General features: G+C 55.2%; 11 protein-coding genes. 2 read left to right on the forward strand and 9 right to left on the reverse strand.

Annotated features, from left to right (window positions below):
* Window positions 1-16: 16 nt before the first annotated feature.
* On the forward strand, window positions 17-1,657 hold the full coding sequence (locus FYZ48_RS07935; RefSeq protein ID WP_149339151.1) for a hypothetical protein: 1,641 nt from the start codon (window positions 17-19) through the stop codon (window positions 1,655-1,657).
* Window positions 1,658-1,670: 13 nt separating this feature from the next.
* Here FYZ48_RS07935 and FYZ48_RS07940 read toward each other — a convergent pair whose 3' ends face one another.
* The 9 genes from FYZ48_RS07940 to FYZ48_RS07975 form a co-directional block, all read right to left on the reverse strand.
* Window positions 1,671-3,236: an arylsulfatase gene (locus FYZ48_RS07940; RefSeq protein ID WP_149339153.1), complete on the reverse strand. Its 1,566-nt coding sequence runs from the start codon at window positions 3,234-3,236 to the stop codon at window positions 1,671-1,673.
* Window positions 3,237-3,291: 55 nt separating this feature from the next.
* The gene (locus tag FYZ48_RS07945) at window positions 3,292-3,936 is read right to left on the reverse strand and encodes a lysophospholipid acyltransferase family protein (protein WP_149339155.1); all 645 of its coding nucleotides are present in this window, start codon (window positions 3,934-3,936) and stop codon (window positions 3,292-3,294) included.
* A 19-nt stretch (window positions 3,937-3,955) separates the two neighbouring features.
* On the reverse strand, window positions 3,956-4,888 hold the full coding sequence (locus tag FYZ48_RS07950; protein ID WP_149339157.1) for a phosphatidate cytidylyltransferase: 933 nt from the start codon (window positions 4,886-4,888) through the stop codon (window positions 3,956-3,958).
* Window positions 4,889-4,890: 2 nt separating this feature from the next.
* Entirely contained in the window at window positions 4,891-5,532 is a 642-nt protein-coding gene (locus FYZ48_RS07955) for a CDP-alcohol phosphatidyltransferase family protein (RefSeq protein ID WP_149339159.1), read from the reverse strand.
* Window positions 5,525-5,938, reverse strand: coding sequence for a hypothetical protein (locus FYZ48_RS07960; protein ID WP_145189047.1), 414 nt, complete (start codon window positions 5,936-5,938; stop codon window positions 5,525-5,527). The genes FYZ48_RS07955 and FYZ48_RS07960 overlap by 8 nt, the downstream gene beginning before the upstream one ends.
* Window positions 5,939-6,270: 332 nt before the next feature.
* Entirely contained in the window at window positions 6,271-6,795 is a 525-nt protein-coding gene (locus FYZ48_RS07965) for a hypothetical protein (RefSeq protein WP_149339161.1), read from the reverse strand.
* Window positions 6,792-6,968: a hypothetical protein gene (locus FYZ48_RS29205; RefSeq protein ID WP_187781922.1), complete on the reverse strand. Its 177-nt coding sequence runs from the start codon at window positions 6,966-6,968 to the stop codon at window positions 6,792-6,794. The genes FYZ48_RS07965 and FYZ48_RS29205 overlap by 4 nt, the downstream gene beginning before the upstream one ends.
* Before the next feature lie 298 nt (window positions 6,969-7,266).
* The gene (locus tag FYZ48_RS07970; RefSeq protein ID WP_149339163.1) at window positions 7,267-8,700 is read right to left on the reverse strand and encodes a hypothetical protein; all 1,434 of its coding nucleotides are present in this window, start codon (window positions 8,698-8,700) and stop codon (window positions 7,267-7,269) included.
* 48 nt (window positions 8,701-8,748) lie between these two features.
* Entirely contained in the window at window positions 8,749-10,452 is a 1,704-nt protein-coding gene (locus FYZ48_RS07975; RefSeq protein ID WP_149339165.1) for a GntP family permease, read from the reverse strand.
* 174 nt (window positions 10,453-10,626) lie between these two features.
* Between FYZ48_RS07975 and FYZ48_RS07980 the strand changes: the two genes are divergently transcribed.
* Window positions 10,627-12,471, forward strand: a complete 1,845-nt coding sequence (locus FYZ48_RS07980) for a DUF1549 domain-containing protein (RefSeq protein WP_149339167.1) — start codon at window positions 10,627-10,629, stop codon at window positions 12,469-12,471.
* Window positions 12,472-12,480: the final 9 nt, after the last annotated feature.

Raw genomic sequence — 12,480 nt, forward strand, 5'->3', positions numbered from 1 at the left:
ATTCAGGCAGGTATGGATGGCCCCCGATAACAATTCTCCTCAATCCGATCACGCTGATCAGCGAATCGAATCGCCCGCGCTCCGCGAAGCGACTTCGGTTCCCGAGGGAGACGGTGCGCCTCAGCCCGCTAAAACAGAACGCCCTGAAAGCTCAGGGGAAGCGAAAGCCACTTTTTCGGAACGGGAGCAGATCCGCGCCCTGGAAGCAGAGCTGCTGGGAAAAGAGCAGCTCGTCGAAACGTTGACTGAACGACTCACCGAAGTCGCCGAAGAACTGGAAAAGAGCCAGCACAGCAGACAGGATCTGGCCAAGGTCGACAACAGAAGAATCAAAGAGCTGGAAGCCTGCCTGCGGGAAGAAGCGGAACTGGTGGAAACACTCAAGGAACGCTTAACCGAAGTCGCCACTGAACTGGAGCGGTGCCAGAACAACCAGCAACACCCCGCGGAAACAGAGAGCCCCCGTCTGACCGAACTGGAAGCGGAGCTCGCAGAAAAATCACAACTCGTCACCGATCTGAGCGGGCGACTCTCCGAAGTCGAGTCTGAACTCGAACAGAGCCAACGCGCATACCAGGAACTCTCGGCCTCAGAAAAACAAAAGGTTCAGACACTCGAGACCGAGCTGCAGGAAAAAGACCAGCTCGTGGTGATGCTCACCGAGCGACTGGAACAGGTCGCCGAACAGCTCGATCGTCGACACCGTAGCGGTGCAGACCGAGGGATGACGGTCTCCGGGGGCATTCCCCGTGAGGTGATCGAGGAGCAGCAGAAAATCGCGCAGGATCTGCAAGCCTTCATGGAACAGATGCAGGGCGCGGAGACCGAGTCTTCCCTGGCCCGCATTGAAATGCAGATTGCCGAACTCAAAAAGATGGTCGAAGATGGGTTCGAAAAAGGTCCCGTCGCCGCGAAGCCGTCTTCCCTGGTGGATTACCTTTCCGCGCCCAGTGTTCCTGCGGTAGAAGAAAGCCCGCTGGAAAGTGAAGTGGAGCAACCGGAGTCTGAGCCAGAGGAAGCGCCAGCCAGCGAACCTGTCATCGATCCGAACGTGAGTGGCTGGGAAGCCATGAAGCAGAAGCTGCTCTCAGGCCAGGGAGTTGATGTCTCCAGTGATCTGCCGGAGAAAAAAGCACATGCTCCTGCACCTCCAGTGCCTCAACCAGAGCCCGTCGCACAAAACAGTGCCCTGCTCTCTGGTGGAACCGGACGTACCCTGGCCAGCTACAAGCCTCCCTTGCCGGAGGCTCCTGCTGAAATTGACTATGACCAGGCTTCGCATGAAGATCTGACCGCAGCCATTCGGGAACGGGATCAATACATCGGGCTGTTGATCAAACGTCTGAGAGAAGCAGAAACCGCTGTGATTCCAGTTAACTGGGAAGCCATCAACAACGCACCTGAAGAGCTGGTGAAACATCTGCAGACACTGCAGCACGATCTGGAACACAACCTGGGACTGGCCGAAGTCGAGATCTCAATCGAACGGGCACGTCTCTCCCGTACCGAACTGATGCTGCAAAACCGCGAAGAACAGATTCGCAAAAAGGAAAAACAGCTTGGTCTCAACCTCGAACGTGGCGAAGACGAAGCGGTTCCCGAGGAAAAGCAGCTCAACGACGATCAGAAGAAACGCTGGCTCGGCTTTCTGAATTAACCAGTCCGCCCTGTTACGGGATCTGCTTGCCCCGTTGATGCTTCTGGTTCGCCACGCCGGTCATCTCTGCCCACTCCTGCCAGGCGGCTTTCATCTGTGCGACCCGTTCCGGATAGTGAGACGCCAGATTATTGGTCTCGGTGCGATCCTGTTCCAGGTCGTACAGTTCCCAGCGATTGATCGTTCGATCCGCCACCAGTTTCCATTTCCCTTGTCGGACCGCCTGGTTGTTTCGCAGTTCCCAGAACAGGGACTCGTGCGGCTGGCGCGTCTCTCCCTGGAAAATCGGCAGCATGCTCTTCCCTTCGACCGGGATAATCTTATGGCCTGCATAGGTTTCCGGGTACTTGGTCTCCGCGAGTTCGATGCAGGTCGGCATGACATCAATAATATGCGCCGGCTGGCGAGTCAGACTGGCGGGAGCCACATGTCCGGGCCAGCGGACAATCAGCGGAGTCGAAATCCCCCCTTCATGCATCCAGGTTTTAAAACGACGGAACGGTGTGTTCTGCGGGAACGCCCAGCTGGGTCCGCAGGTCGTGTAGTACTCTTTGGGACCGGGTTCCTGTTGAGGATTCGCACCTCCCGGCTCGCTGGCATCGGGACCATTGTCCGACAGGAACATCACAATCGTATTCTCATCCACGCCGGTCTCTTTGAGTGTCTGCATCAGACGGCCGATATTCTGATCCATGCAGTCAATCATCGCCGCATAGACTTCCATGCGTCGCTGCTGCCAGTCGCGGGGGTACTTATCCTTTTCCCAGTCGGCGGACTCCGGATCCCGTTCGGGCAGCTTCCACTGGGGATCGACGAGCCCCATTTTTAACTGCCGCTGATAGCGTTCTTCCCGCAGCGCTTCCCAGCCTGCGGCATAGCGGCCTTTGTATTTCGCGATGTCTTTGGGCTTAGCGTGCAATGGATAGTGCGGCGCGGTGTAACAAAGATGCAGAAAGAAAGGCTGGTCTGTTTTCGCGTAGCCTTTGATCTGCTCGATCGCGTGATCGGTAAAGGCATCGGTCGTGTAAAAGTCATCGGGGAACTCGGTGATCCGCGTGGTGTTTTTCGCAAAGAAGCGATATCCACCCCCTGAACTGCCCCACTTGTATTTGGGATCCCGATAGTAAGGATCAAAGAAATTGCAGCAGCCATCCAGCAGGCCGTAATAGTCTTCAAACCCACGATAAACGGGGTGCGTGGTCTCGGTACGACCCAGATGCCACTTGCCGCTGAGGGCCGTCTGATAACCGGCCTGCTTGAGCACTTCGCCGAGTGTCACCATATTCGTCGTCAGATGAGGCCGGGGATAACGGGGATAAAGCCCGGTCACCAGTGAAGCCCGCGTGGTCCAGCAGACCGCGTTATTATAGAACTGGGTGAACCGCAGGCCTTCCCGGGCCATCTGATCCAGGTTGGGTGTCTGCACTTCGCCCCCGTAGCAACCCAGGTCCGACCAGCCCATGTCATCGCACATGATCAGAATGATATTGGGCCGCGTTGTCTTCTCTGCTGCCGCAGACGGTTTCATCACTGGGGAAAGACAGACAACACACAGTAGCAGCAACACGCGCAACGACATCAACAGAACTCCTCAGAACGAATTAAAACTTAATCTTCTTTCGTAACTCGTTCCATCATCGTGTCTGTCGGCATGTAATGCAATACTGCTGCAGGTCCAGGAAGGAGGCTTTGATCGACTCGACCAGTTGTTCGCCGGTCTCTGCATCGGGAATGGTTTCTCCAATGATCACATCGCAGTTAAAGGGGACCAGCAGCGCTTCGCCCCGCGGCAGTGCCCGGCCCAGACCGTGCATCATTACGGGTGTCAGTCTCGTATCGGAGCGATCATGCACGATGTGATAGACGCCCCGTTTGATTTCGCTCAACTCTTCGGGATTACCGCGACTGCCTTCCGGAAACAGGATCAGAATCTCGCCCCGATCCAGTGCCTCGTGACAACCCGCGAACAGCTCGCTCTTGCGCATGCGTCCGGTCCGCTGGATGGGAATGATGCCCAGACAGTTTTTGGAAAACCAGGAGAGATAGCGATTCTTCAGGAAATAATCGGCGGCCGCTACGGGACGCACCTTATGCAGACTCGACAGGGGATACAGGCTCATCAGCACCAGAGCATCGAGGTGACTGTTATGATTGGCGACGACAATCGATGGCCCCTCGACAGGCAGGTTCTGCTTACCTCGTAAGTTCAGTCCGAGAATGATAATCACGATCGGTCTGACGATGAGCGCAAAAAACAGGATTTTGAGTACCCGCTCCATAGTTCTGTCACTCCACAGCTCAGAAACTCATGTAATAGAGGTAATGAAAAAACAGTGGCGATGTGAAAATCAGGCTGTCGCAGCGGTCTAGAATACCGCCGTGCCCGGGAATCAGAGAACCGCTGTCTTTGATCTCCAGGTCACGTTTGATTGATGAGATCACGACGTCGCCGATGAACCCCGAAACGCTGATCAGCAGGCCTGCCAGCAGACTGAAGCGAAAATTCAATGGCGTCAGAAACGGTCCCAGAAAACCGGAGACCAGTGCAATAGTCAGTAATCCTCCGATGAACCCTTCCCAGGTCTTATTCGGACTGACTTTGGGAATGATCTTGTGGCGTCCCAGCAGTTTACCCCAGATAAACTGACACACGTCATTGAACTGGGTCATGAATAACAGGAAGATCACCAGCCCCATGCCACCGGCGTCAGCGTTCTTTACCGGCAGCATCAGCAGGTAAGCGATGTGACTCAGACAGAAGACAGTCAACATGACGGCCCAGTGAATGATGCCTGCCGAATGAATGAATCCGCGCGTCTCTCCAATCAGCACCATCCGCATCGGGAGAAACAGGAACAGGTAGACCGGAATAAAGATAATAAACAGACCGTACCAGCCGATGCTGACCAGGTAGTATTGCACGGGAATCGACAGGTAGGCCCAGAACAGAACACGCCGGTCCGCCTGCCTTGTAGGGACAATCGAAAAGAACTCTTTGAGTGCCAGGAAGCTGATAAAGGCAAACAGGATGATGGCCGTCGTGCGACTCACAATCAGGCAGAGAAACAGAATACCGATCATCCACCACCAGGACTGGATCCGCTGACGCAGTTCGGTATAGTCCTTTTCCGGCTTAAGTCGCTTCAGGATCAGACGACAGGTTGTAGCCGTGACCAGCAGACCGAAGACGACCAGCATCGCATACAGAGAATGCGGAGGGATCTCCCACATGATCAGGCCTCCAGAAATCGATAGGCAGAAACGGCGCGGCGGATGCACGTCACAACCGCTCCCAGGATGATCACGATCAAAGCGATCAATAAGCAGTAATCCGTGTGCCAGACCAGCGTTTCAATAGCGGTCAACACACAGGCGATCGTCAGTACGGCCATGCGATGCTGCTTGGCCATGGGGCCTTTGAAGTCGACGGGCGCCCCGATGCTGGCACTCAGCGTACGGATGTAAGCCGTCATCACCGCCAGCAAACCTGCACACCAACCCAGTTCGGCACCGTAGGCGACCATATGCACGGCATAACCGGCTGAAACCAGGATCAGCGGGTCGGCGATCCGGTCCGGAATATCGTTGAACAGTTCGCCCGAGTTCGTTTTCTTACCCCCCTCAACGGCGACCATCCCATCGAAGAGGTTACACAGCAGTCGGCACTGGATCATCAATCCCGCCAGAATCAACAGCCACCAGTGTGCATATAATGCAAAGCAGATAAAACTGGCTGCCGCCAGGGCCGCGAACAGAATGCTGATCACGGAGATCTGGTTGGGGGTGATCTGCTTACCGCTCAGGTAACGTGCGAACGCAACAACGAATTTCACTTCGCGAACCTTGAGCGGTCGTCTGGTGCCGGTGTCATTCATATTGGGTCGTCCCCTGCTGCTGATGAATGCGGAGTAATCTCCAGGAAGTAAACATACAGAATGAAAACGCGACCATCAGGGCCGGTAAGATCGTGGCGATGATCCGCGGGGTTCCCATCAGGGTGTGTACATTGACCAGGCAGAAGCCGGTGAAGCAGATCACAATCAACGCTGGCACCACAACTTTGACCAGCGGTCGATCAAAGCGATGAAACAGGTGAGTCACCGCCTGCACCATGAACAGTGTGATCATAAAACTGGCGGTCCCCTGGGTGAGGGCCGCAACCACTCCCTGCTGCGCGGACTCCCCGGAGTTCATCACATAGGCCCAGCTTCCCCAGAGCAGAAATGCCAGACCAGCCGAGATCAGGTTAAACAGTTTTGATGTGCGAATATTCTGTGTCATGAAAGCAGACCGTAATTATCAATGAAGCGTGATTTCTCTGCCGGACAGCCCTACTTCGGTGACCGGATGAAACTATAGTGTCGGCTGGTAAGCAGTTAGGCAAGCTCCGCTGCAGACGAATTCCCGCAGTTTTACTGCCTCTGTCTAAGTACAGGGCGATATTCTCTCCCCTTTACCACGGCGTTTTTGAAAGATTTTTTCAATTCAGCGGAAATCCATTGTCTGACGACCGGGAACCGCGAGGAAGAACGCCAGCCACATGAACATAAGTCACACAAGAGAATACCAGCCGGGGATTATGCTGATTCAAAGATACTTTGGTGACTTAAAGTTTATTGGGCCGCTTGAATCCGGTTGAGCAAACGTTCGAGTTCTTCCCGCGGTGTTTTTGAATGCAGACCGGGTCCGCGCAGAAAGAACTGGATCGACTTGCCCATACCAATCGGCTCCTGGAATCGAAGTCTGATGCGATAGGGCTTCTGGCTGAACGGATACAAGAGAGGGAAATACGCACAGCTTCGTAACTCTTCGATGTTACTTAGCAGCATTGTTTCAGCCTGACCATCCTTTTCAAACCGAATGTGACTGTTATTGACCCAGACTACGTCTGCAAAATCGGAGACCAGATACCGGATCAAAAATGATAAACAGAGTCCGAAAACTAATGGTGTCACAAACTGCCCGACGGTTTCCCAATTCCAGCCCCAGACATGCTTCGAGTTCACACCGACGAAAACAATGACAAAGATGAGCGGCGTCAGCGGTACCCACCTTCTGATCAGAAACGTTGTGCCTTCAGTGGAGATCTGCTCCATGTCTGATCGTGGAATGGATTCATTAAGCATGGTAACACTCATTCCAACTGGGTTTCCTGTTCTGACTGTGCCCCCACCAGTTGTTCCAGTTCCGCAATCCGCAAGTCTTGACCTTCCAGTTTATTCTTCAGCCTACTGATTTCGCCCAGTGCGCCGCAGGCAATGCAGAAACCCATAAATCCTAAAAAGCTGGAAGGTGAGCTAAGAAATTCCATGTATTTCTCTTTCCAATGATTATTCACAAAGTGAATCGAAAGCCGATTCCCGTCGCGCCAGTTTCTATACGCATTGCTTTTACATAAACAGACCAATGCAGATCACGATGATGGCGAGGACAAACGCGGTGGCAATCGTCACCCCGAGCGGAGAGCGGAAGAGGGAATTCACACCTACCGCTGCAGACCAGACTGGTAATGGCCCAGGGAGAACGGGAACGGGGTTCGTGTGTCGGATCTGTCATGGCGTGAACCAGTAAAGAGAACAGGATGAACTGATACTTTATTCAGTTCAATTCTAATGACTGAACTGAAAGGAGTACAGATCACACTCCTGCAGAATCCAACAGAGGCGGACCGGCTTACCGGCCAGCGTCGACAGATCAGCGTCGCTCTTCCAGCGCACCTGACCGTCAATTTCGTCTCCGATGAGGGGGATGCATTCGTCCCTGGTAAAACCGGGGATCTGAGTTCCGTCCGGTTGCTGCAGTTCGACCCGCAGACTGCCCGCGGCGCTGGTACTGAAGTTAACCCGCAGACGATCCCCGGCAAAGACCAGCGATCGAGTCAGCAGTTCTCCGGCGGCATAGCCGGCATTCACGGAGACAAAACCGTCGGTGCGGAGTACATAGCGATCGCCGCTGCGATGGTAGATCGACATTTCAGTCGGGCTGGTCGGCACCACATTCAGGGCCACGTAGTTCGCCCGGTTTTTCCACTGTTCTGGTTCGAGGCCCGGTCGAATGAAGGCGTGCTTGAACAGGCGATCGTAGTGAGAGGAACCGGCGCGCGTGGTCATCAACAGGATGTCGGTGGCGTTCTGATCTTTGAGATCATAATCAGGTGCAGAGCCGCGTCCCGGAATGAAGCGGGTCGGCAGGGAGATATAAATGTGTGGTGCCCGGAAGTAAGGATGCGTCTGATTCGTATAAAGGTGTTCGCCCGGCAGATTGGGATCCATGGCGACCGGATCGGTCCAGTGGCGAAAATCCGGAGACGTCGTACGACTGACGCTGCGGAGCCGTTCAGGATCAGTCCACGTACGAAAATAACAGACATACTGCTGCTCGGCTTTCGACCAGAACGAGACATTCGCTGAATCGAAGGCGTGCCGCCACTGGGGTTGATACGGGATGACCTCGGACTGCTTCGTCCAGTGAATGCCATCGGGTGAAACGAAAGCGAACAAGCCACGCCCCCGCTCTGTTAAACCGCGTTTGTCTCCCGGACCGGGATAGCCGGCGAGTGCCTTATAGCGTTCCTGCGGATCGACGCCCGGGCGAGTATCCAGAAAAGGGATGAAGTTGGTCAGGAAGGGAGGCTGATTCGCCAGGATCACATTGTTCTTGCGTGTTCCCCCGACTTCGTGCAGCCCCAGTTCCGGGAACTTCCATTCATGTCCGTCCCGGCTCTCAGCGTAATGCACGGTTTCCCCGGCATGACCGGTGTGCTTTTCTCCCTGATAATCCGGATCGGAACCGCGCCAGTAAGCCTGGTAGCGGTCTCCGTTTTTGATGACGGTCATCATGTGCCGCACCGGTAAAGGCGAGCGGGGCCGGGGGGCTTTGACAGGCGTGTGCAGTTTGAGTTCCACGCCCTGCAGCTTGTCGATCAACAGACGATCGACAAACAGCTCCCGGCGCGAACCGATGTCAACGGGTTGAGCAAATGCCGACAGTGGCAGCAGCATCAGCAGAGACCAGATCAATCCTCTCAGAACTTGCTGCTTCACAGGACATTATCCCTTCGATAAATGAGACGCGTTTGAAAAGGCTTTCATTCAGGCCATGGGGAAGAATGAGACTCCCAGCAGAACGACGATGAATCCGACCACGCCCATCAGGGCCGTCATGGGGGTAATGAATTTCAGTGTCTCCCCCTCGGTCATGCCACTCATTTTACCGATGACCCAGAAACCGCTGTCGTTCATCCAGGAAAGAGGCTTGGAACCGCAGCCAATCGCGAGAGCAAGATAAACCGGATGAAAACCGAGCGTTGCGGACTCCGCAATCCCGCCCAGAATCCCCACGGTGGTAATCATAGCTACGGTCGACGATCCCTGGGCAGTGCGAATGGCCGTCGTGATCAGAAAGGCCAGTGTGACCAGCATCAGGGGAGAGACATCGGGCAGTGATTCAATCAGAAAGCTGACACCTGTCTGCTGCAGGACACCCCCGAAGGCTCCGCCGGCAGCGGTGATCAGAATAATCACGCCTCCGGTGGAGAGGGAGGCCTGAATCGATTCGGAAAGTTCGCCCAGCGAAGATTTTTTCTGTCGCACCAGCGTTGCCAGGGCGATCACGGCAGCAATACCCAGTGCGATATTTTTATTTCCCAGCGTCATGATCAGATCCTGAACCTCGGGAGAGATCTGGTCGCTGATGGACTTGAACTTCAGCAGTGTGGACCCGGCAATCATAATCACCGGCAGCAGGATGGGTGCCAGCGACAGCCAGAGTGAGGGGAGATCTTCGAGCTGGCTGTTGGAAAGTCTTTCGAGGTCGGCCTGCGTGACGTCGGCGGAATCGCGAAAGGGGAGTTCACAGTGCTTGTTGATCAGGGTGGCATAAGCCAGACCGAAGATGGCTGCGATACTGCCGACAATCATGCCGCCCATGATCATGGTGGCGATGTCGACCCCCAGCTGCTCCGCTACAAACAACGGTCCGGGAGTGGGCGGCACCAGGGAGTGTGCCATCGTGCCCCCGGTCACAATCGCCAGCACGTAGAGCAGATAGTTTTTGCCGGTGCGGAATCGCATCGCTTTGCCGAGGGGAATCAACAGGTAGAACACCGTGTCGAAGAAGACGGGAATCGCCAGCAGAAATCCACTGGCCATGAAAGCGACGGGGGCCAGCTTCTCGCCCACAAAATTAATGGCTGAGCGGACAATTCTCTCGGCGGCACCGCTTTCGAGCAGGCACATGCCGATGATGGCGGCTAATGCTATCAGGATGCCGATCTTGGCACACGTTGATCCGAATCCCGCGGCCACCCGTTCGCCGACCGACTGCTGTCCCGCTTTGATGGCCGCCTTGTAGTTGGCGGGGGTGATGGCAAAATCGTCGAGGCGAATCTCGCGGCTCGCGCTGTCATCCCGCACCTTGAGGTCGGCGATGATCATCCGCTGGCTGTCTTTAGTAAACTGGGAGGTCACCCGGGCCACTTCCGTCTCGGCAATCGGGATCAGCGGAAACCCGGGCTGCTCGCCCCCCATGATCATCAGCAACATGCCGGGCTGCAGCATCCCGGCCTTTTCGATCTCGATGACAATCTTCTGATTATCGGGAGTGACTTCGAGGATTTTAAACTTGTTTTTCCGGAGGGCTGTCTCCTCGATCTGCTGAGCGGGCGTCAAGACACCTACACAAATGGCTCCTGCCAGCAATGCGAGGAAGGCATGCAGACGAAAAAACAGGACGCCACCGACGACGATGGTCACCCCGGCTAAAATAATCACGATCACCCAAGCGCTTAGTTCCATGATTCAACCAGTTCGAATTGTAGACGCACCGTGTGTATTTCATGAAATTCACCATTTTTTCGACACATCCTGATCTGAATCGGGTTAAATAGACGTCAGCCATTCAGTGATGTCTGACTGACTCCCGAATGAAATTCGGGGCCATTCTCTCCGTCTCAGTTCAGGTGAAAGGTCATGATGAGTTTTTCCATCAAACGCACGGCACAACTTGTGAGTTTTCTCCTACTTACATTGTCGGTCCCATTATGCCACTCTTCGACTTTCGCAGCAACAAAGAAGCAGGAGCGGGTCTCCGAATCGGAGCTGGCTGCCAAGGTTGACGCGCTGATCGAAGGGGAACTGAAGAAAGCAGGAATCACCCCGGCCCCCCTGGCCAGCGATGAAGATTTCCTCCGTCGGGTCACTTTTGACCTGGCCGGCAGAATGCCCACGACTTCCGAAGTGCTGCTGTTCGGCCTGGACTCGACTCCCGACAAACGCCGGGCCGTGATTGAGGAACTGCTCAAGTCGCATGATTACGGGGTGAACTGGGCCCGCTACTGGCGGGATGTGATTTATCTCCGCGCCACTGACATGCGGGCTCGGCTGAACGAAGCCCAGTTTGTCGACTGGATGACCACACAGCTGAACGAGAACAAGAGCTGGCAGGAAATCACGACTGATCTACTGACGGCCTCTGGTGACGTACGGGAAAACGGGAGCACGGCGTTGATCTTCGCGCATGAAGGGGATCCGGCTGAACTCGCTGCAGAAACATCGCGTATTTTTCTGGGAATCCAGATTCAATGTGCCAACTGTCACGATCACCCGACCGACAAATGGAAGCGGAAAGACTTCCACGAACTGGCGGCCTTCTTCCCCCGCGTGCGTGTGCGTCCCGTACGGGATTCGACACCACGTACCTTCGAAGTGGTATCCATGAACCAGGGCAACGAGTTTGCCCGCCGGGTACAGATGCTGAAAAATCCCGAGTTCCTGTTCCGCTCTTACGACCGCAATCGTGATGGCAAGCTGACCCAGCAGGAAGTGCAGCGAACCCGGATGGCGCGCGGCTTCGAACAACTGGTCTCCCGCGCTGACACAGACGGCGATAAAGCACTGTCTGCGGAGGAACTGAAGAGTATGCCTCTGCCGGAAAACACGCAGCGGTTCATGAGTGAATATTATATGCCCGATCTGAACGATCCGACCTCGATGGGTCAGGTGATCCAGCCGGTCCTGTTCGTAGGCACCAAAGCCCCTGAAGGCCTGGATGACCTGGAACGTCGCGAAGTGCTCTCAAAGTTTTTAACCTCGCAGGCGAACCCCTGGTTCTCGCGAGCCATCGTGAACCGGATGTGGTCGGAGATGCTGGGTGAAGGCTTTTACATGCCCATCGATGATATTGGTCCCGAGCGGAGTGCCGTCTATCCCGAAGTACTCGCTGCCCTGGCCCAGGGCTTTACCGCCAGCGGCTATGATCTGAAGTGGCTCTGTCGGACGATTACCAATACCCGGGCGTACCAGCGGAAAATGCAGAAGCGGTCTGAAGGACAGTTACAGACGCCCTTCGCGGCGCAGCTTCCGACTCGCCTGCGAGGCGATCAGATTTTCACAGCCATCACGCAGGTGTTTGGCGTGGATGATCTGCAGGCCGATCGCAGTACCGGCAACCGACGCTACCAGCGCAGCCGCTCGGCCCGGGGACAGTTCAGCAGCCTGTTTACATTCGATCCATCCACTTCACAGGATGAGATCACCGGCGATGTTCCACAGGCACTGTTTATGATGAATTCGGAAGCCCTCAACGGCATGTTGGGAACGAATCGATCGACGAAACTGGCCCAGATTGCCCGCGACTATCCCGAGAATAAAGCGGCAATCCAGGAACTGTATCTGCTCACACTCTCACGAGAGCCGAGTACAAAAGAACTGGAGATCTGCGAGGACTACTTCCAGCAGGCCGAACGGCGTGAGACTGCCCTCGAAGACCTGATGTGGAGTCTGCTCAACTCGAGTGAGTTTATCACCAAACGTTGACCCAGAGTG

The organism is Gimesia chilikensis (genome assembly GCF_008329715.1).
GTDB classification, from domain to species: Bacteria; Planctomycetota; Planctomycetia; order Planctomycetales; family Planctomycetaceae; genus Gimesia; species Gimesia chilikensis.